This is a genomic window from Blautia glucerasea (assembly GCF_020537505.1).
Taxonomy (GTDB): Bacteria; Bacillota; Clostridia; order Lachnospirales; family Lachnospiraceae; genus Blautia_A.
Map to the genome: position 1 here is coordinate 15870 of NZ_JAJBMO010000020.1, position 22219 is coordinate 38088.

Sequence of the window (22219 nt, forward strand, 5' to 3'; positions counted from 1 at the left end):
GTTATGGCATCTTTACTTTCGGTAGAGAATTTACAAGTACAGTTTCAGACAAAAAAAGGCATTAACACCGCCGTTGACGGCGTAAGCTTTTCTATAGAAAAAGGCCGGATCCTTGGAATCGTAGGGGAGTCCGGATGCGGAAAAAGCGTCACCTCCATGTCCATCCTTCAGCTTCTGGGCAGCAACGCCCGGATCTCCGGCGGCAGCATCAGGCTGGATGGAAAAGAGCTGGTAGGGCTTCCAGAGAAGGAGATGTGCAAGATCCGCGGAAATGATATCGCCATGATCTTCCAGGATCCAATGACCGCCCTGAACCCCACACTGACTATCGGCAGCCAGCTAATGGAGCCTATTATGCTCCACCAGAACTGCAGCAAAAAGGAAGCCTGGACAAGAGCCGTTGACGTGCTGAAACGAGTTGGGATTGCAGCACCGGAGAAAAGAATGAAGGAATATCCCCATCAGCTTTCCGGAGGCATGCGCCAGCGTGTGATGATTGCCATGGCCGTATCCTGTGAGCCAAGGCTCCTTATCGCAGATGAGCCAACCACCGCCCTGGACGTAACCATTCAGGCACAGATCCTGGAGCTGATGTGCGAGCTTCGTGAAAAAATGGGAACCGCCATCATGCTGATCACCCATGACATGGGGGTAGTTGCCGAGACTGCCGATGATGTGCTTGTCCTTTACGCAGGAAAAGCAGTAGAATACGGCAATATTGAGGACATTTTCGAAAGACCGAAGCATCCATACACACAGGGACTTCTGAACTCCATTCCACGTCTTGATGAGGATGTGGAAATGCTGAATACCATCGAGGGAACCGTTCCGGCACCGGATGCCATGCCCGCAGGCTGCAGATTTGCCCCCAGATGTCCTTACGGAACAGAACGCTGCATGAAAGAAAAACCAGGCGTTTACCATGCTGAAAATTCTCTGGTAAGCTGCTTCAGATATGAGGGTGAGAAATAATGAGCGAGAACAGTACTATTTTGTTGGAAACAAAAGATTTATCCAAATATTTTACGGCGAAAAAAGGCCTTCTGAACCTTCAGCCATCTGTAGTAAAAGCAGTTGACCATGTGAGCCTTTCTGTGAAAAGGGGCGAGACTCTGGGACTGGTAGGTGAGTCCGGCTGCGGAAAATCCACTCTGGGAAGAACTATCCTTCGTCTGATCCCGGCTACAGAGGGCCAGGTTTTGTATAACGGGGAAGATATCCTGACTTATGATAAGAAGAAAATGTGGGAAATGCGCCGGAAGCTGCAGATCATTTTCCAGGATCCATACAGCTCCCTGAACCCGAGAATGACCGTCTATGATCTGATCAGCGCACCTCTTGAGGTATACAGGATCGGCACAAAGGAAGAGCGCAGGGAAATGGTAGAAGAGATCCTTCAGGAGGTTGGTCTTGATAAACAGTACCTGAACCGTTTTCCCCACGAGTTTTCCGGAGGTCAGAGACAGAGGATCGGAATCGCCAGGGCACTGATCCTGAATCCGGAATTTGTTGTCTGTGATGAGGCAGTTTCCGCGCTGGATGTATCCGTCCGGGCCCAGGTGCTGAACCTTATGAGAAATATGCAGCAGAAGAAAAATCTGACTTACCTGTTTATTTCCCATGATCTGAGTGTGGTTCGCCACATCAGCGATCGTATTGCAGTTATGTATCTTGGAAGCGTGGCAGAGATTGCAGAAAAAGCCCAGCTTTATTCCAACCCCATGCATCCATACACCAAAGCGCTTCTTTCTGCAATTCCACTTCCAGAAGTGAAGAAGAAACGTCAGCGTATCATCCTGGAGGGAGACGTGCCAAGCGCCTACAATCCGCCGTCTGGATGTAAATTCCATACCCGCTGTCCTTACGCTACAGACCGCTGCAAGGAGGAAATCCCGGTACTGCAGGAAGTGGAAAAAGGGCACAAGGTAGCTTGTCACAGGGCATTGGAAATTCTTTAAATATAGTGCATGAAGGTTATTGTTCTGGTGGTGCGCAGTAACACTACTGTACGAAACCTGTAAACAGGAAAACAAAAGAGTGTGGAGGGCAGACTCCTTCTTTGGCTGAATAAGGAAAATACAATATCGGTTCTTGGAAGAACCCTCAAAAAGAGGAAACTTCCGAGAACCGTTTTTAATTTACGTGATAGACGGGCCAAAGTCCATACTTGCAGGAAATTCTGGCGACTGCCACGAAAGGCGTTTTAAGCCTGCAGAAAATGCTCTGCCACATTAAAAAAAACAATGTCATTTTCGCTAAATAAACCGTTATTTTCTTCTTTTTATTGAATTATCCTCCTAATTTTGCTAAATTAATAATAAATATGGGAAAGTCCAATTTTATTTATGGGGACAACAAAAATACAAATGAAAAAGGGGATGAATCAGTGGAAAACCGAAACAACCGACTATTAAATGCAAAGCTAAACAAGTACATTGTTCCAGGCATTATGATGTCACTAGCCCTTCAGCTGGGAAACATTGTGGACACTATTTTTGTAAGTAATTTAATTGGCGTAGAAGCCATGTCTGCAGTTACTATGAGCCTTCCAGTGGAAACCATCGTCCAGCTTACCGGCTACTGCCTGGGCGTAGGAGGCTCCATTGCAGTGGGAAATCTGCTTGGCAAACGAGACAAGGAAGGTGCCTCCAGACTATTCACAGCTACTTTTATTGTGACACTTGCCGTAGGTCTTCTTTTTTCTATCTTTGCTTTCTTTACCGCAGGCCCTATTTCCAGGCTTCTGGTATCCGGCGGCGGTATTTTGACAACCTACACAAGAGACTATATCCGCATCAGCATGCTGGGTGCGCCGGTAATTGGAATTGGTCTTTTGATGGTAAATTACCTTGGCGTGGAGAACCATCCGGAGCTTGCCTCCATCTATCTGATCGCAGCCAACGTGATAAATCTTGTGCTGGATTACATATTCCTCAGATTTACACCCCTTGGAGTCACAGGTGCATCCTTGTCAACCGTACTTGGATTCCTTTTTGCCATGGTAGTTTTCCTTTTCTACGTTCGTTCGGATAAGAGAAATATCCGTTTTGTGCGGCTGAAACCAAAGGACTTCGTAATCGTTAAGGAAGCCGTGGTCACAGGTGTACCCATGCTTGTTTTCATGGCAACCAATTTTGTAAAATCCCTTGGCCTGAATACCATCATTATGAACCAGATCGGGGAAGACGGAATGGCAGTATTCACAGTCTGCGACAATGTTCTTTTGATCGTGGAAATGCTGACAGGCGGAATCATTGGCGTGATCCCAAACGTTGCCGGAATCCTCTTTGGGGAAAAAGATTACGTGGGAATCCGTGTTCTCTGCAAAAAAATGCTGAAATACAGCTATATAGTTCTGGCCGTTATATTCGCCCTGATCATGGTATTCACCGAGCAGATCACCATTATGTTTGGCGGCGACGGAGATCTGGGCAGGGAAATGGTTCATGCCCTGCGCATTTTTGCCCTGTGCGTGATCCCTTATCTCTGGAATAAATTTATTGTAAGCTATTATGAATCCATCGAAGAAACTGCAATCGCAAGCTTTGTTACCTTCCTTGAAAATGCAGTGGCAGTTCTGCCTGCAACCTTTATCGGAATCTCAATCTGGAAGCAGATTGATGGAATCGGTACAAATGGAATCGGTGCTGCGTTCGTGACCACGGAGATCATAACCGTGATCGCAGCCTGGATCTTCCGTAAGATCAAACACAAAAATTCTACCTTTTATATTGTTCCGGACAAAAATCCTGGAACCAATCTGGATTTTTCTATCAAGAGCACCATGGAGGAAGCTGGAACCGTAAACCGAAGGATCATGGATTTTTGCAAGGAAAACGGCGTATCCGGAAACAGAGCCAATCTTGCCGCTGTGTGCGCAGAAGAGATGACTGTGAACATCATCCGGTATGGCGGAAAAACCTCCAACTGGATCGACATCAATCTTTGCCTGGAGGATGACATTTGCAGATTGAGGATCAGGGACAACGGTGTGAACTTTAATCCGTTGGAATACAGCTATGACCATGAGGATTTCGATATCCATGGAATCGAGCTGGTGAAAAAGATTTCAAAAACAATGGATTATATCCGCGCAATTGATATGAATAATACCATAATATCATTTTAGGAGGTGCAGGAAATGTCTGACATTAACGAAAGAAGCAATTTTGTTTTTCAGTTTCAGCCTGTAACAAAATTATTTGAAGAACAGGTACGGCTTCATCCTGACAAATGCGCTGTAGCCACAAGTAAGGAAAGCTTTACCTATGGACAGCTGAATGAAAGAGCAAACAGAATTGCCCATTCTCTTATTGAAAAAGGCGTTGGCCGTGAAAAAATCGTAGGCGTGGTACTGGAGCGCTGCTGTGATTTTTATGCAGTCCGGCAGGGTATTTTGAAGGCTGGCGGCGCATTTGCTGTTGCAGCCCCGGACTATCCGGATGACCGTGTACAGTTCATCTTTGAGGATGCAGGAGCTCCCTTTATTATTACCACAAGGGAGATTCAGAAGGAGCGCCAGGAGCTGCTTTCCAGGCTTTCCGGTACAGTGCTTCTGCTTGAAGAACTTCTGGAAAACCCAAATGCCGAAAACCCGGATACCGGGATTCAGGAGCATGACCTTTGCTATTGCATTTACACCTCCGGTTCCACTGGAAAGCCAAAAGGTGTTATGATCGAGCATATCAACCTTGCCAATTTTGTAAATCCCAATCCTAAGAATGCAGAGACGTATGGCTATGTAAGCAGGGGAAGTGTTTCCCTTTCCATGGCAGCCATGACATTTGATGTCTCGGTACTGGAGGAGTTTCTCCCTCTTACCAATGGAATGACAGCAGTGATCGCAAGCGATGAAGAGATTCTGAATCCCATTATGCTTGGAGCTTTAATTGTAAAAAATAAAGTGGATATTATGACCACAACTCCTACCTATCTTTCTAATATGATCGATCTGCCCCAGCTTCAGGAAGCAGCAGCCCGGATCAAGGTATTTGACGTAGGAGCAGAAGCATTCCCGCCTGCACTTTTTGACAAGATCCGCGCAGTAAACCCGGATGCTTATATTATGAACGGCTATGGACCAACCGAGACCACCATCAGCTGTACCATGAAGGTGATCACCGACAGCAAAAATATTACCATCGGAGAGCCAAACGGCAATGTTCAGGTGTATGTGGTTGACAAAGAGAACAGGATTCTTCCGGACGGAGAGACAGGAGAGCTTGTAATTGCAGGTCTTGGCGTAGGTCGGGGCTACATCAATCTGCCTGAAAAAACAGCAGAGGTTTTCATCACTCTTAACGGAGAAAGAGCCTATAAAACAGGTGACCTTGCCAGGATCACTCCAGATGGGGAGATTGAATTTTTCGGAAGAATTGACAATCAGATCAAGCTCCGCGGCCTCAGGATCGAGCTTGGAGAGATCGAGGAAGTGATCAACAGCTTCGAAGGAATCATCACCAGTATTACCGTACCGGTTGATAATAAATATCTTTGCTGCTACTTTATGGCAGACCGCCAGATCGATACTGAGGCGCTTGCCGGTTATGCATCAGAATCCCTGGCTCATTACATGGTTCCAGACGTTTTCATCCAGCTGGAAAAAATGCCATTAACCCAGAATGGCAAAGTTGACAAAAAAGCATTGCCGAAGCCGGTGGCTCAGCCAAAGAACCTGAAAGAGCCGGAAACACCAATGCAGAAGAAGATCTTTGACATTGTAGCCAAAGTAGTAGAAAACGATTTCTTCGGAATTGACACCAGCTTTTATAAGGCAGGCCTTTCCTCCATTAGTGCAATGAAGCTCTGTGTTCTGATTTCAGAGGAATTTGGCGTTACTGTAAAAACAAGCGATATCCACGAGAACAACACCGTGGAAAAACTGGAAAAATATATCATGCTGGCACCAAAGATCAGAACCTACGAAAAGAGAGAGGTTTATCCTCTTACTGGTTCCCAGAAGGGTATTTTTGCAGAATGCAGCAAGAATCCGGAGAGTACCGTATACAATATCCCCTTCCTTTTCGAACTGGATCCTGCAGTGGATACCCGGAAATTATCTGATGCAGTTGCCAGAATGGTAAATGCCCATTCCTATCTGCTCACGCAGGTATATCTTGACGATAATGGGGAGATGGTACAGCGCCCTGGCAATGAGACTTTTGTGCCGGAAGTGATCGAGACCACAAATGAAAAATTTGCCAGCCAGAAGGAAAGCCTTGTACGTCCGTTTAAGCTGGAAAAAGGACGTCTCCTTCGTGTGGCAATTTATGTGACAGAAGATAAGAAATACCTCTTTACTGATTTCCACCATATTATTGCTGACGGCAACTCCTATGATATCATTTTCGAGGATATCAATAAGGCATATATGGGTGAAAAACTGGAAAAAGAGTCCTATACCGGATTTGATGCGGCCCTTGACGAAGAACAGCAGATGAAAGAGGGCAAATACAAAAAAGCCGAGAAATATTATGACAGTATTTTTGAAGGAATTGAGACTGAATCTCTTCCTATGCCGGACCTGAATGGAGAAGCTCCTGAAAAAGGTTATCTGGAGAAGACCATGGGCCTAAAAGAAGAGGCCATTCTTTCCTATTGCGAGAAGCTGGGTGTTACCCCGAATATTTTATTTACAGGTCTGTTCGGCATCCTTATGGCAAAATACTCCAATGCAGAGGATAGTCTGTTTTCCACTATTTATAATGGACGAAACGATTCCAGGCTTGAAAACACGGTCTGCATGCTGGTAAAAACTCTTCCTGTTTATTGCAAATTCGACCCGAAGACTACTGTGCAGGCGTATATGGCAGAGCTTTCCGAGCAGATGCTGTCCTCCATGGCAAACGATATTTTCCCATTTTCCGATATTTGTGCAAAATACGGGCTGAATTCGGATCTTACCTTTGCATACCAGGCAGAGTTAAGCGACGATTATCCAATTGGAGACACCATTGCCAGAGGTCACGACCTTTCCCTGGATATGGCAAAAATGCCTCTGCTGATCCAGGTAAGAGAGTACAACCACACTTATGTGCTCACTGCAGAATACCGCAGCGACATGTACAGCCAGGCCTTTATTGACGGAATCCTGGATTCCTATGAAGCTGCCATGAGCTCCATGCTGAAAACAAAATATGTTTCTGAAATCTCTGTGATCTCTCAGAGTGGGGTAAACAAGATCGCAGAATTCAATCATACAGAAAACGAATTTGACAGAAGCAAAACCATTTCTGACATGTTCGCTGAACTGGCAGAGACCATTCCGGACCACACAGCAGTGGTATTTAAAGACCGGAAATATACATACAAAGAACTGGACGAGCTCAGCGACAGACTTGGAAAATATATTGCATCCCAGGGAATCGGCAGGGAGGATGTAGTTTCCATTCTGATCCCTCGCTGCGAATACATGGCCATCGCACCAATGGGCGTGATCAAAGCCGGTGCAGCATACCAGCCTCTTGATCCTACATACCCGAAGGACCGTCTTATGTACATGCTGGAGGATTCTGCTGCTAAGCTTTTGATCGCGGACAGAGAGCTTCTGCCACTGGTAGACGGCTATCAGGGACCTGTTTTATTTACAGATGAGATCCCACTGCTGGAAGACCGTGATGTGGAACTTAAGAAGCCAGAGCTTCATGATCTGTTTATTTTACTGTACACCTCCGGCTCCACCGGCGTACCCAAAGGCTGTATGCTGGAATATGGAAATATCACTGCATTCTGCCACTGGTACAAAAAGTATTACCAGGTAGATCACAGCTCCAAAATAGCAGCTTATGCGTCCTTTGGATTTGATGCTTCCATGATGGACATTTACGGTGCAATTGCAAACGGTGCAGAGCTTCACATTATTCCGGAAGAAATCCGTCTTGATTTTATTGCACTTCAGCGTTATTTTGAAGAGAATGGCGTTACCCATTCCTTTATGACTACACAGGTGGGAAGACAGTTTGCGATGGAAATGAGCTGCGAGAGTCTGCAATATCTTTCCATAGGTGGAGAGAAGCTTGTTCCTATGGAACCGCCGAAGGATTATAAATTCTTTAATGCGTATGGTCCTACAGAGTGCACAATTTTTACAACTGTATTTGAAGTGGATAAATATTATTCAAATATTCCAATCGGAAAAGCGCTTGATAATTTCAAGCTTTATATAGCCGATAAGTTTGGTCATCTGCTTCCATACGGTGCCTGCGGTGAGCTGATGATCTCCGGATGGCAGGTTTCCAGAGGCTATCTGAATAAACCAGAGAAAACTTCGGAAGTTTATACGAAGAATATTTATGACGATGCAGAAGGTTATGAAGTCCTGTATCATTCCGGTGATGTTGCCAGATATCTTCCGGATGGAAACATCCAGATCATTGGAAGAAAAGACTCCCAGGTTAAGGTCAGAGGCTTTAGAATTGAGCTTTCCGAGGTTGAGGAGGTCATAAGAAGATACGAAGGCATAAAGGATGCAACCGTAGTGGCTTTTGACGATCCAAATGGCGGCGGAAAATATATTGCAGCTTATGTAGTATCTGACGGTCAGGTTGACATAAATAAGTTAAATGATTTCATCAAAGAAACCAAGCCTCCATACATGGTTCCGGCAGTTACCATGCAGATCGACAAGATTCCGCTGAACCAGAATCAGAAGGTAAACAAAAAAGCCCTTCCACTGCCAGAGCGAAAAGTGGAAGAAATCGTGAAACCGGAGAATGAGACTCAGCAGAAGCTGTTTGACTGTATTGCTGAGGTTCTTGGCTATACCGAATTCGGCATTACCACAGATATTTACGAGGCAGGACTGACCTCTATCACTGCTATTAAGCTGAATATCCTTATTTCCAAAGCTTTTGACATTGTGATAAAAACATCTGACATCAAGGATCACCCAACCATTCAGATGTTAGAGGGCTTTGTGAAGACTGCCGGAAAAGAAACCAAGAGGGAAATCCAGGAAAATTATCCTCTCACCAATACCCAGGAGGGAATTTTCATCGAGTGTACAGCAAATATGGGATCCACCATCTACAACATCCCATATCTTCTGAAGCTTGACAAAAAGGTTGACCTGGATAAGCTGGCAGAAGCAATTGACAGCACCGTTGCAGCTCATCCTTACCTGAAAACCCGTCTCTTTATGAGCGACGAAGGAGAAGTCCTTCAGAAACGTAATGATGCTTTCACTTATAAGACGCAGATTATAAATGGAATGAACCGGGAAACTCTGGTTCGTCCGTACATGCTGTTTAATGAGCAGCTTTTCCGCTTTGAGATTCACAGAACCTGTGATGGAAATTATCTGTTCCTTGACATTCATCATATTGTTGCAGATGGTACCTCCCTGGGCATTATCCTGAACGACATTAACAGGGCTTACAGCGGAGAAAAGCTGGAAGTGGAAGAGTATACTTCCTATGATCTGGCCCTTGATAACAGGGATGCTCTGGCAGGTGATGCTTATAAGAATGCAGAGAGCTACTATAAATCCGTTTTTGAAAATGCGGGCGGAAGCATCAACTTCTATCCAGACAAGAGCGGAGCAGCTCCAACCGCAGAGATGTATCATCGTGAGACCAGTGAGTTCTCCGTACAGGACGTGAAGGCATTCTGTAAGAAGCACGGAATTACAGAGAATGTATTCTTTATCTCTGCTTTTGGTATTACTCTTGGAAAATACAATTTCAGGAAGGATGCGGTATTTACCACTATTTACCACGGCAGAAACGATTCCAGACTTTCCGATACCGTGGGTATGCTGGTAAAGACTCTTCCCGTTTACTGTGATTTCTCAGGAAGCACTGCGGATTGCCTGAATGCTGTCCAGCAGCAGCTGATTAATTCCATGAACAACGATATTTATCCGTTCTCCCAGATCAGCCATGAGTTCAACATCAAGGCAGATGCCATGGTGATCTATCAGGGCGACAACTTCGCCTTTGATAATATCGGCGGGGAATATGCGCAGGAAGAGCCTGTTCAGTTGAATGCGGCGAAAGCCCCTGTTTCCATCAGTATTTCAATTGAGAGAAATAAGTTTGTCTTTGAGATTGAGTACAGAGGCGACATGTACAACGAGGAAACCATCAAATACCTTGCAGATAACCTGGAAACAACGGCAGATGGAATCCTGAGAGAATACGAGCCGGCAGACATCAGACTGATGTTTGAGGAAGAAACCAAAATGGAAGATGATCCTTCCCATGCCGGAAAGACCTTTGTAGACCTGTTCAGGGAAGCTGTTGCAAAATATCCGGACAGACCGGCGGTAAAAGACGGAATGGGCGAGCTTACCTATAAAGAACTGGACCATATGTCAGATTATGTTGCTCAGAAGCTTACGGAAAATGGCTTTGGCAGGGAAAAGGTTGCAGGTATTCTGTGCGGAAGAACAAAGGAATATGCCGTAGCTTATATCGGTGTTATGAAAGCCGGCGGTGCGTATGTTCCATTGGATCCGGAATATCCGCAGAGTAGAATTGAGTACATGCTGAAGGATTCCGAGGCAGAAAACCTGCTTGTAATAGACCGTTACCGCAGTCTGGTAGGCTTCTACGACCAGAATGTGATCAGCCTGGATGACGTGGCAGCAGAATCCAAAGACTTTGCACTTTCTGTAGAGCTCACAGCTCCGAAACCAGAGAACCTGGCTTATATGATCTACACCTCCGGTTCCACCGGAAAACCAAAAGGTGTTATGCTTGAACAGCGGAACCTGCTGAACCTGATCGAGTATATCCTTATGACAAGAAAACTGACACCAGATGATATTGTGGCAGAGTTTGCAAGCTTCTGCTTCGATGCATCCGTGATCGACCTGTTTGCTCCGCTTACTGCAGGTGCGGTACTGTACATTTTGCCAGAGAGCATACGAAAAGATGCGGTTGCTGTTGGAAAATTCATAAAAGAAGAAAAAATTACCACAGCTACCTTCCCAACTCAGATGGGCGAGTTGGTTGCAGAGCTTCTTGACGATGCTCCGAGCCTGAAATTTGTCACCCTGGGTGGTGAGAAGTTCAAATATTACCGGGATAGAACTTACCAGATGATCAATGGCTACGGTCCAACGGAGAATACTGTTTCCTCCACAGAGTTCTGGGTTGACAAACAGTACGACAACATCCCGATCGGTAAGTCACAGCGGAATATCCGCAGCTACATTGTGGACGAAAATATGAAACGGCTTCCGGTAGGCGCTTCTGGTGAGCTTTGCCATGCCGGACGTCAGATTGCAAGAGGATATCACAATCTTCCTGAGAAGACGGCTTCCGTATTTGTGGAAAATCCGTTCTCCGTATGTGACGAGGACAAACGTCTTTACAGAACCGGTGATATGGTCCGCATGAAAGGTGACGGAAACATTGAATATATTGGCAGAATTGACTCCCAGGTAAAAATCAGGGGATATCGTATCGAGCTTGGTGAGATCGAAGGAGCTCTTCTGAAGCACGATAAGGTGAAGAATGCTGCTGTTATAGTGATCGAAAAAGGCGGAAACAAATATATCACAGCTTATTATACTGGTGAAATCATTCCGGAAGATGAGCTGAAGCTGTTCCTGAACCCGCTGATTCCGGATTACATGATGCCATCCTTCTTTGTCCATCTTGAGAAAATGCCGGTGACTCCTGGCGGAAAGATAGACAAAAAGGCGCTTCCGGTACCAGAAGTAACCACCACAGCAAGCACAGCCTATGTGGAGCCTGTTACCGCTGTCCAGATTAAACTTTGCGAGATATTTGAAAAAGCACTTGGCATTGAAAAAGTAGGAATTGAGGATAACTTCTTCGAACTTGGAGGCTCCTCACTTACTGCATCAAAGGTTGCTGTTATGTGCCTTTCCAAGAATATTTCCATTGTATATGCAGACATTTTCAAATATCCGACCATCCGTGAGCTTTCTGCAATCGTGGATAACAGTGAGGCATTTGAAAATCCGCAGAGTGAGAACGAATTCTCCAGCTACAATTATAACCGGATTCAGAGCGTGATCAGCGGAAATGTGGAAGAAAACGTAAACCAGGTGACAAAGGAAGAAATTGGTGATATCATGATCACAGGTGCAACCGGCTTCCTGGGAATTCATGTTCTGAAGGCTTACCTGGATAATTATGACGGTAAGGTTTACTGTCTGGTACGTAAGGGTAAATATGAGTCCATGGAGAAACGAATGATGCATATGTTGATGTATTACTTCGATAATCCGTGCCAGGAACTGTTTGGAGAGCGTATTATCTGTGTGGATGGCGATATTACCTCGAAAGAACAGGTGGAGAAATTTGCAGATTACAAATTTAACACCATTATTAACTGCGCAGCCTGCGTAAAGCATTTTGCAGCTGGTGATGTACTGGAGAAGATAAATGTACACGGAGTGGAAAATCTGATTGAATTCTGTAAAAATAGTGGACGCAGACTGATCCAGATTTCTACTGTTTCTGTTGCCGGAGAGGGTTCCGAGGGTGTTCCGCCAATGTCCAGAGTCTTTAATGAAAACGATCTGTATATTGGACAGAACATCACAAATGAATATATCCGCACAAAATTCCTTGCAGAGAGAGCTGTACTGGAAGCTGTTTCCAGTGGGCTTGACGGAAAGGTTATCCGTGTAGGAAATCTGATGAGCCGAAATTCAGATGGTGAATTCCAGATCAACTTTATTACAAACGGATTCCTGCGAAGCCTGAGAGGATATGAGGCAGTTGGTAAATTCCCAATTGGGGCTATGCACGAAGTTACAGAATTTTCACCAATTGATTCTACTGCACTTGCAGTGTTGAAACTGGTGCAGACAGACCGGAGATTTACCGTATTCCACGCCTGCAACAGCCACCATATCTATATGGCGGATCTGATCTATGCAATGCGGAGCCATGGATTTGACATTGACATTGTAAGTGATGAAGAGTTTGAGGCTGCAGTAAAAGAATTTGCAAAGAACAGTGATGATTCGGATGTTGTTTCCGGACTGATCGCGTATACGGCTCATAATGAAAATGAGATCTATACCCTGGATTACAGCAACCGGTTTACAGCACAGGTTCTTTACAGACTGGATTACAAATGGCCGGTTACAGATGACAGATATCTGGAAAGCGCTATTGAGGCACTTGACAGACTTGCATTCTTTGATTGATTTACGCAACTTAAAGGAGGAAATTGTAATGGAAATTGTAAGTAAGACAGAGGGCAGCAAGGTAACTATGGAGATCACAGGATGGCTTGACACCCAGACTGCACCGCAGCTGGAAAAGGAGCTGTCAGCACTTGATCCTGGTACAACCAGCCTGGTGTTTGATTTTGCAAACCTGGAATATATCTCTTCCGCCGGACTTCGTCTGGTAATCGCCGCTTATAAGAAGATGGCAGGCAAGGAGGGCTTCAAGATTGTAAATGTTTCTGATGAAGTGTACGATGTTTTCAGTCTTACCGGATTTGACCAGAAGATCAATATTGAGAAAAAATAAAGGTTGAATTCGTGCATGGCGAAACGTATTGCGGGTCACAGGTAACATTCCGCGAGGTGTTTTTGTAAACAAAGTTCACAGAAAACCCGAGAATTGCGGCGCGAAATCATGTGAATGCATGATTTCTGTGCATGGCGAAGCGTATTGCTGTGATTAGAGTGAACAGTAATCTGTCTGGAGTAGACATAGGGAATCCACGGTTACTATCCGGTTCTTTTATAGTAAGAAATGATAAAATTATATAGAATCAATATCAATACTCTTGAGGATCCCTTGCAGAATGAAAGCCTTTTGGAACAAGTTGGACCAGAGAGAAGAAAGAAGGTCATCCGGTATCTTCAGCCGGATGACCGCAAAAGGAGTCTGGGAGCAGGAATTATGATCCGAAAGATCCTGAATGGGAACGGACTTTCCGAAAGCAGCCTGAAATATTCCGAAAATGGGAAGCCTTTGGCGGACCATTTCCATTTTAATATCTCCCATGCTGGAGAATATGTGGTAGGAGTAGTGTCGGATGGTGAAGTGGGATGCGACATTGAGCGGAATGTCAATGCGCCTCTGGAAATTGCGGAGCATTATTTCCATTCGACAGAGCGGGAATATATAGAAGCTGCTTCTGACTCGGGCAAAGCTTTTTTTACACTTTGGACCTTAAAGGAAAGTTATATGAAAATGACAGGCAGGGGGATGAGCCTTCCGCTTGATTCTTTCGAGATCATTCGAAAAGATCAGGGCTTTGTTCTGGGAAAATCACCGAAAAGACCAGGCTTTTTCAGGACAATGGAATTTGAGAATTATATTTTCTCAGTGTGCATGGAAAGTGATTTTTCTTTGCCGCCCAAGGGCTTTACAGAGCTTCTGTGACACTACTGCCTTTTGCTGCTATCCAGCATGGATTGGAGCTTATTTTTAGTCAAAAAATCCTTAAGAATTATATGCAAAAGACTTGACGGATATGTCCGCTGTGTGGTAAACTGTACAAGCGACATGGAAGTTAGGTCTTTTTTTTATGCCGAAAAACGGTGGCGGATACACCGAAAAGGCTGATTTAAGACCATGCAAATGAAAACACTGGAGGTGGAAGTTGTGCGCGTTAGGATTACATTAGCATGTACAGAGTGCAAGCAGCGTAACTACAATATGACCAAGGAGAAAAAGAACCATCCTGAGAGAATGGAAACCAAGAAATATTGTAAGTTCTGCCAGAGACACACAATGCACAAGGAAACAAAATAGTCACTTTAGATTGTGAGGTTAGGCTATGCAAGAAAAAGAAAAATCTGCAGGCAAGACCGCCAAGGCTAAGGAGCCGAAGAAATCCTGGTTCCAGGGGCTGAAGGCAGAGTTCAACAAAATTGTCTGGACAGACCGCGATACACTGATGAAACAGTCAGTTGTTGTTATTGTCATAACCGTAATTCTCGGTGTGATCATCAGTGTGATGGATGCAGGCATTCTGGAATGCATTAATCTTTTAATCAAATAAGGACAAAGGTGATTGTATGTCAGAAGCAAAATGGTACGTTGTCCATACCTATTCCGGTTATGAGAACAAGGTAAAGGCCAACATTGAGAAGACAATTGAAAACCGACATCTTGAGGATCAGATTCTGGAAGTACGGGTTCCTCTGGAAGACGTTGTGGAGATGCGTAATGGTGTTTCCAAGCAGGTCCAGAGAAAAATGTTCCCAAGCTATGTTCTTATCAACATGGTCATGAACGACGATACCTGGTATGTTGTCCGGAATACCCGTGGAGTGACTGGGTTTGTTGGTCCGGGATCCAAGCCTGTACCGCTCACAGAAGAGGAAATGAAGCCGCTGGGCATCAAAGATGAGACTGTCCGCGTTGATTTCGTCGAGGGCGATACCGTTGTTGTAACAGGCGGAGCCTGGAAAGAGACTACAGGTGTTGTGACTGCCATCAATCCGCAGAAGCAGCTTGTAACGATCAATGTAGAGATGTTTGGACGCGAAACACCGGTTGTAATCAGTTTCGCAGAAGTTCAGAAAATGTAACAGACAAAGGTAACACAATATCGTGGGAGGGACATACCCCCGCCAATACCACATAGGAGGTGCCGAAAATGGCAAAGAAAGTAACAGGATATATCAAATTACAGATTCCCGCTGGTAAAGCAACTCCAGCACCACCTGTAGGTCCGGCTCTTGGACAGCACGGTGTAAATATCGTTCAGTTTACAAAAGAGTTCAATGCGAGAACAGCAGATCAGGATGGTATGATCATTCCTGTAGTAATCACTGTTTATGCAGATAGAAGTTTCAGCTTCATAACCAAAACTCCGCCGGCTGCAGTTCTTCTTAAGAAAGCTGCAAATATCAAATCCGGTTCCGGCGTACCGAACAAAACAAAAGTTGCTAAAGTTACAAAAGCTCAGGTTGAGGAGATCGCTCAGCTTAAGATGAAAGACTTAAATGCAGCATCCATCGAAGCAGCAGCAAGCATGATTGCTGGTACTGCAAGAAGTATGGGAATTGAAGTAGTTGATTAATCACAAATAGTAAGTGGGAGGGCTTTTCCCCGCAAATACCACAGGAGGTTATAGAAATGAAACGAGGAAAGAAATACGTGGAGGCTGCTAAGGCAGTTGACCGCGCAACATTATACGATACTAATGAAGCTATCAGCTTAGTTAAAAAAGCTGCTGTTGCCAAATTTGACGAGACTATCGAAGTTCATATCCGCACAGGCTGCGATGGACGTCATGCAGATCAGCAGATCCGTGGTGCAGTAGTTCTGCCACACGGTACAGGTAAAACTGTTCGCGTTCTTGTATTCGCTAAGGATGCAAAAGCTGAGGAAGCTAAGGCTGCAGGTGCTGATTTCGTAGGCGCTGAGGACCTTATTCCGAAGATCCAGAATGAAGGATGGCTTGACTTCGACGTTGTTGTTGCAACTCCAGATATGATGGGTGTTGTTGGACGTCTTGGTCGTGTACTTGGACCGAAAGGTTTAATGCCTAACCCGAAGGCTGGTACTGTAACTATGGATGTTACAAAGGCTATCAATGATATCAAAGCTGGTAAGATTGAGTATCGTCTTGACAAATCAAACATTATCCATGTGCCGATCGGTAAAGCTTCCTTTACTGAGGAGCAGTTAAGCGACAACTTCCAGACGCTGATTGGAGCTATTGTAAAGGCTAGACCTAGCACACTGAAAGGACAGTATTTAAAGAGCGTTGTTATTGCTCCGACAATGGGTCCTGGAGTGAAGATCAACCCGATCAAGTTAGCTTAATAGATGAAAATGAAGAGCACTCACCGCGAGGTGGGTGCTTTTTTTCATGTCATAATTTTGATATTTTATAGTGAGTTTTGGTATATGTTTTTTATCATATGAGATATCATATGGGAAAATCGGGTCAATATAAAGACTAGGAGGAGTGTGCAGGGATGAAATATGGATATTTTGATGATAAGAAACGAGAATATGTGATTACCAGACCAGATACACCAGCGCCTTGGGTAAACTATCTGGGAGATCCTGAGTATGGTGCCATTGTGTCCAATAATGCAGGCGGATACAGCTTTGTAAAGTCTGGGGCTAACGGAAGAATTTTACGTTATGTTTTTAATCAGTTTGACGAGCCGGGAAGATATATTTATCTGAGGGACAATGAAACGAAAGATTTTTGGTCAGCGTCATGGCAGCCTGTAGGAAAGGATCTTGAAAAATATAAAAGTGAATGTCACCACGGTACTGCTTATACCAGGATGATGGCAGATTACAGCGGTATTCATTCTGAGGTTAGGTATTATGTACCCCTGGGACAGTCTTATGAGGTGTGGAGCCTTTGTGTGGAGAACTGTTCTGATAAGGAAAGAGAAATTAATGTAACCGGATATGCGGAATTTACCAACAACAGCAACTATGAGCAGGATCAGGTAAATCTGCAGTATTCCCAGTATATTACCAAAACTGTTTTCAGAGGAAACCGTGTACGCCAGATGATCCATGCAAATCTGGATCGTCTTGATGAAGGGGAAAAGGTAGATAACAAAGATGTGACAAATCGGTTCCTGGGTCTGGCCGGCGTGCCAGTGGATTCCTGGTGCGGTGAAAAAGAAGCATTTCTGGGGAGATATCACGGTTATGGAAACCCGGTAGGAGTAATTGACGGCAAGCTTAATTGTGAGGGAAATTATAATGAAAACAGCTGTGGTGCATTGACAGCAGTGTTAAAGCTTGCCCCGGGAGAAAAGAAAGAGATGGCTTTTCTTGTAGGTATGAAAAAGAATGACGAGGCAGAAGCGATTGTTGCGCGTTATGACCAAAATTGCCAGCAGGTTTGCGAAAGGGAGCTGGAAGAACTGATCAGTTACTGGCATGGACAGCTTTCACATTTTCAGATAAAAACTCCAAGTAATGAATTTAATACCATGATCAACACATGGAACGCTTACAACTGTTTTATGACTTTTATCTGGTCCAGAGCAGCATCCTTTACTTACTGCGGTCTGCGCAATGGATATGGATACCGCGACACTGTGCAGGATATTCAGGGCGTGATCCATCTGGCACCTGAAATGGCAGCGGATAAGATCCGTTTCATGTTGTCTGCCCAGGTAGATAATGGTGGTGGTCTGCCTCTTGTTAAATTCACCCATAATCCAGGACATGAGGATACGCCAGACGATGCTTCCTATGTACAGGAAACAGGGCATCCGGCATATCGCGCTGACGATGCTTTATGGCTTTTTCCAACTGTATATAAGTATGTGTCAGAGACAGGAAATGTAGATTTTATTGATGAGGTAATCCCATTTGCAAATAAAGATGAAGGAACAGTATATGAGCATCTGAAACGTGCGATCCAGTTCTCGATGGAACATCTTGGAAAACATGGAATGCCGGCGGGACTTTATGCAGATTGGAACGACTGCCTGAGGCTTGGAAAAGATGGAGAATCTACTTTTGTAGCTTTGCAGTTTTATTATGCAATGACCATTTTGAAGGAGTTTGCGGCTTACGAAAAAGATGAAGAATATATCTCATATCTGGAAAAAAGCCAGGAAGAGCTTGGGAAACTGATTGAAAAGCTTTGCTGGAATGAAGACCGGTTTATCCGCGGTTTTACAGAAGCAGGAGAAATAATCGGACAGCGTACAGATCCGGAAGCAAATATGTGGCTGAATCCCCAGAGCTGGGCTGTGATCAGTGGGCTTGCAACAAAGGAGCAGTCAGAACTGGCACTTGAGCAGGTTTATAAAAGACTGAATACAGAGTATGGTGCTATTCTCATGGATCCCCCATACCACGCACATGCTTTTGACGGTGCACTGGCTGTAATTTATAATGCAGGAACAAAAGAAAATGCAGGGATTTTTTCTCAGTCACAGGGATGGATCATTCTGGCAGAAGCATTAATGGGACATGGAGAAAGAGCATTTGGCTACTTTATGGAAAATGCTCCGGCTGCACAGAATGATAAGGCGGAGATCCGCAGGCTTGAGCCATATTGCTATGGTCAGTTTACAGAGGGGAAAGCAAGTCCGAATTTTGGCCGTTCTCATGTACACTGGCTTACTGGAACTGCGTCTACTGTTATGGTAGGATGTGTGGAAGGTATTCTTGGAATGCGTCCTGATTTCTATGGTCTTCGTATCGCACCGTCCATACCGAAGGAATGGGATGGATTTGAAGTCGAAAAAGATTTCCGCGGCTGTCACCTGCACATTAAAGTGCAAAATCCGGGACATGCAGAGAGTGGATTTAAGAAACTTACTGTAAACGGTGAAGAGTTAAAAGATAATTATATCCCACAGGATAAGCTGACTGCTGAAACTGAGGTTGAATTGTATCTGTCGTAAAAATTTAGTAGGCCTGGTGGGTGGACGCAGGCAGAAAGCGAGAAACATTGATGAAACATATAGAATTTCAGGATAAAAACGGAAGCTTTATTATACATGATCCGGAAAATTATAGCGGTCTGTATCTGCCTATGGCGGGAGAAAAAGGACTGAAATCCAGTATCACCCCTAATCTGGGAGGTGACAGCAAAACGGATCAGAATCATTTCCTTCTTGAGCCTGTAAGTATTGAAAACCTGCATAACAACCGAAATACCAGAAATTTCTGGTGTCAGGTATATAAAAGCACAGAAGCAGGTGATACTGCTCTGTCTGGAGCAGATCCGAAGCTTCTGGGCTGTTGGTCTGTCTGTGGAAATTCTGCAGAACAGGAATTTCAGAAATTTACAGATAAGCAGGACGAAAGCACACTGGAAGCTGGTTTTATGTGGCAGAAGATTTCCCGAAAATCACAAAAATATGGTCTTCAGGCAGAAGTAACATCTTTTGTTACAATTTCTGGGGACATGGAAGTAGAATATGTGGAAATCACAAATATTTCCGAAAAAAAAGTGGAAATTGTGCCAACAGGTGCAATTCCGGTATATGGAAGAAGTGCAGATAATCTTCGAGATCACCGCCATGTTACCTCCCTTCTCCACCGAATTCGGACCACCGATTATGGTGTGGAAGTAACCCCGGTTTTGTCCTTTGACGAGCGGGGACATCAGAAAAATAATACTACATATTTTGTATACGGTTCAGATGAAAACGGAGAGAAGCCGGAGTCATTTTATCCTACGGTGGAGGAGTTTATAGGAGAAGGCGGAACCTTTCTGAATCCAGAGGCAGTAAGAATTAATAAGCCCGGAAAACCCTCTGGAACAGAACTTCAGGGAAAAGAGGCTGTTGGAGGCATCCGATTCAGCCGGAAAACACTGAAACCAAGGGAAACAGCTGGTTATATTTTACTATGTGGGATTGCAGATGCCGGTGAGCAGCAGTTCCCAAGAAAGGAGAATACAGATAAAAAGGCAATAGATCCGGCAAAAGCTTCTAAATGGATAGAGTCGTTGACTTCTGGCTGCAGGACCCGCTCCCAGGTACGGAATATGCTGGAAGAAGTAAAAGAACACTGGATTCGGAAGGTTAATGTAGCGTTTGAAACTGGAAGCGAAGATGCGGATAATTATCTGAAATGGATCTGTTTCCAGCCAATCCTCAGAAGAATTTATGGATGTTCTTTTCTCCCCTATCATGATTATGGAAAAGGGGGACGCGGCTGGCGCGATTTATGGCAGGATTGCCTTGCCTTGTTGATCATGGAGCCATCTGAGGTAAGACAGATGATCATTGATAATTATGGAGGTGTTCGTATTGATGGAACAAATGCCACAATTATAGGAAGTGGTCAGGGAGAATTTATTGCAGACAGGAATAATATTACCCGTGTATGGATGGATCATAGCTTTTGGCCGTTTGTAACTACGAAGCTTTATTTGGATCAGACCGGGGATCTTGATGTTTTATTTGAGAAGATTCCATATTTTAAGGATCTTCAGTCAAAACGCGGAACAGCTCATGATGAAGAATGGAACAGCAGTTATGGTAATTTACAGAAAACAGATGCTAATGAAATATATCATGGAACTGTTCTGGAACATATTCTTCTTCAAAATCTGTGCGCATTTTTTGATGTGGGAGATCATAATGAAATGCGTCTGCATGGAGCAGACTGGAATGATGCCCTGGACATGGCCTGGGAAAAAGGTGAGAGTGTGGCCTTTACCTGTGCTTATGCTGGAAATTTGAAGGATATCGCTTATGTGCTTAGAGAAATAGAGCGCGTTCAGGGAATTAACAGGATTGAGCTTGCAGAAGAAATGGAATGTCTGTTTGCCTGTGGAAAACAGTTATATGAAAGCCCTGAGGAAAAACAGAAGGTTTTGAAGCAATATACTGATTTGAGTGCCCATAATCTCAGTGGAAATAAAGCAGTGCTTTCTCTGGAAATGGTATGCAGCAATCTGGAAGAAAAAGCAGACTGGCTCGTGGAAAATATTCGGAAAAATGAATGGATCCAGGATGGGGATAAAGGCTGGTTTAATGGATATTATGATAATCATGGAAGAAAAGTAGAATATAGCGCGGTTTCAGATGAAACCGACAATAAAGCCGGTGCAGAGTGTAACACCCGAATGATGCTTACCGGACAGGTGTTTGCCGTCATGAGCGGTACCGCTACAGAGGAACAGATCCAGGCAATCTGCAGAAGTGCAGATGCATATCTGTATGACAGGAAAGCCGGTGGCTACCGCCTGAATACAGATTTCAAGGAGGAAAAATTTGACCTGGGAAGAATGTTTGGATTTGCATATGGAGAAAAGGAAAATGGTGCCGTCTTTTCCCATATGGCAGTTATGTATGCCAATGCATTGTACAAAACCGGTCACGCCAAAGAAGGATACAAAGTTCTTCAGACTCTGCTTGATACTGCAATGGATTTTGAACGCAGCAAAATGTACCCGGGAATCCCGGAATATTTCGATAATCAGGGAAGAGGCTTATACGCATATCTGACCGGAGCTGCAAGCTGGTATATGCTGACCATGATAACAGAAGTTTTTGGAGTAAAAGGCCAGCTGGGCGATATGGTGATAGCACCTGCACTTATGCCTGAGCAGTACGATCAGGAAGGAAAAGCTTCCTTGAAAATAGAATTTGCCGGAAGGAAATTTTCTATTCACATTTTTAACAGGGAGAAAAAAGAATGGAATAAAGTGCAGATAAAAGAAGCCTTTTGTGATGGTACTTTGCTGTCGGCAGAAGGCGGCAGGCAGGCTCGCCTGAAGCGCTCTGAAATAGAAAAACTGACTTTGGAAAAAGTACATGAAATTAATATTATTTTGAACTAATCTGGATAAAGAATTAGAAAAATGACCA

At 44.4% G+C, this 22219-nt stretch carries 13 protein-coding genes; all 13 read left to right on the forward strand.

The features are described 5' to 3' along the window. The first annotated feature begins 3 nt into the window (after positions 1–3). Positions 4–972 (forward strand): ABC transporter ATP-binding protein, encoded by a 969-nt coding sequence (locus LIQ05_RS14185; protein WP_226821627.1) that lies wholly within the window; start codon positions 4–6, stop codon positions 970–972. Beyond that, the gene (locus LIQ05_RS14190) at positions 972–1958 is read left to right on the forward strand and encodes an ABC transporter ATP-binding protein (RefSeq protein WP_226821630.1); all 987 of its coding nucleotides are present in this window, start codon (positions 972–974) and stop codon (positions 1956–1958) included. Before LIQ05_RS14185 ends, LIQ05_RS14190 begins: the two co-directional genes overlap by 1 nt. A 428-nt stretch (positions 1959–2386) precedes the next feature. Continuing rightward, positions 2387–4129, forward strand: coding sequence for an MATE family efflux transporter (locus LIQ05_RS14195; RefSeq protein ID WP_226821634.1), 1743 nt, complete (start codon positions 2387–2389; stop codon positions 4127–4129). A gap of 12 nt (positions 4130–4141) precedes the next feature. Beyond that, positions 4142–13132: a non-ribosomal peptide synthetase gene (locus LIQ05_RS14200; protein WP_226821638.1), complete on the forward strand. Its 8991-nt coding sequence runs from the start codon at positions 4142–4144 to the stop codon at positions 13130–13132. Positions 13133–13160: 28 nt separating this feature from the next. Further along, complete coding sequence (locus LIQ05_RS14205; protein WP_226821642.1) at positions 13161–13463, forward strand: STAS domain-containing protein; 303 nt, start codon at positions 13161–13163, stop codon at positions 13461–13463. A gap of 273 nt (positions 13464–13736) precedes the next feature. After that, positions 13737–14327, forward strand: a complete 591-nt coding sequence (locus tag LIQ05_RS14210) for a 4'-phosphopantetheinyl transferase family protein (protein WP_226821644.1) — start codon at positions 13737–13739, stop codon at positions 14325–14327. A gap of 222 nt (positions 14328–14549) precedes the next feature. After that, complete coding sequence (gene rpmG / locus LIQ05_RS14215; RefSeq protein ID WP_117853039.1) at positions 14550–14699, forward strand: 50S ribosomal protein L33; 150 nt, start codon at positions 14550–14552, stop codon at positions 14697–14699. 25 nt (positions 14700–14724) lie between these two features. After that, complete coding sequence (secE, locus tag LIQ05_RS14220; RefSeq protein WP_173718538.1) at positions 14725–14949, forward strand: preprotein translocase subunit SecE; 225 nt, start codon at positions 14725–14727, stop codon at positions 14947–14949. 16 nt (positions 14950–14965) lie between these two features. Continuing rightward, positions 14966–15481, forward strand: a complete 516-nt coding sequence (nusG, locus tag LIQ05_RS14225) for a transcription termination/antitermination protein NusG (RefSeq protein WP_173718537.1) — start codon at positions 14966–14968, stop codon at positions 15479–15481. 68 nt (positions 15482–15549) lie between these two features. Then, complete coding sequence (rplK, locus tag LIQ05_RS14230) at positions 15550–15975, forward strand: 50S ribosomal protein L11 (protein ID WP_117852954.1); 426 nt, start codon at positions 15550–15552, stop codon at positions 15973–15975. A gap of 56 nt (positions 15976–16031) precedes the next feature. Then, the gene (rplA, locus tag LIQ05_RS14235) at positions 16032–16724 is read left to right on the forward strand and encodes a 50S ribosomal protein L1 (protein WP_118577943.1); all 693 of its coding nucleotides are present in this window, start codon (positions 16032–16034) and stop codon (positions 16722–16724) included. 155 nt (positions 16725–16879) lie between these two features. Next, positions 16880–19297 carry a GH36-type glycosyl hydrolase domain-containing protein gene (locus tag LIQ05_RS14240; protein ID WP_173718536.1) on the forward strand — a complete coding sequence of 806 codons (2418 nt, stop codon included), beginning with the start codon at positions 16880–16882 and terminating at the stop codon, positions 19295–19297. Positions 19298–19347: 50 nt separating this feature from the next. Then, positions 19348–22191 (forward strand): GH36-type glycosyl hydrolase domain-containing protein, encoded by a 2844-nt coding sequence (locus tag LIQ05_RS14245; RefSeq protein WP_226821647.1) that lies wholly within the window; start codon positions 19348–19350, stop codon positions 22189–22191. The last annotated feature ends 28 nt before the right edge of the window (positions 22192–22219 follow it).

Bases quoted from the DNA above. Each gene is read 5' to 3' on its own strand.
- LIQ05_RS14185 (WP_226821627.1), top strand. From the start codon at position 4: ATGGCATCTTTACTTTCGGTAGAGAATTTACAAGTACAGTTTCAGACA.
- LIQ05_RS14190 (WP_226821630.1), top strand. From the start codon at position 972: ATGAGCGAGAACAGTACTATTTTGTTGGAAACAAAAGATTTATCCAAA.
- LIQ05_RS14200 (WP_226821638.1), top strand. From the start codon at position 4,142: ATGTCTGACATTAACGAAAGAAGCAATTTTGTTTTTCAGTTTCAGCCT.
- LIQ05_RS14205 (WP_226821642.1), top strand. From the start codon at position 13,161: ATGGAAATTGTAAGTAAGACAGAGGGCAGCAAGGTAACTATGGAGATC.
- secE (WP_173718538.1), top strand. From the start codon at position 14,725: ATGCAAGAAAAAGAAAAATCTGCAGGCAAGACCGCCAAGGCTAAGGAG.
- nusG (WP_173718537.1), top strand. From the start codon at position 14,966: ATGTCAGAAGCAAAATGGTACGTTGTCCATACCTATTCCGGTTATGAG.
- rplK (WP_117852954.1), top strand. From the start codon at position 15,550: ATGGCAAAGAAAGTAACAGGATATATCAAATTACAGATTCCCGCTGGT.
- rplA (WP_118577943.1), top strand. From the start codon at position 16,032: ATGAAACGAGGAAAGAAATACGTGGAGGCTGCTAAGGCAGTTGACCGC.
- LIQ05_RS14240 (WP_173718536.1), top strand. From the start codon at position 16,880: ATGAAATATGGATATTTTGATGATAAGAAACGAGAATATGTGATTACC.
- LIQ05_RS14245 (WP_226821647.1), top strand. From the start codon at position 19,348: ATGAAACATATAGAATTTCAGGATAAAAACGGAAGCTTTATTATACAT.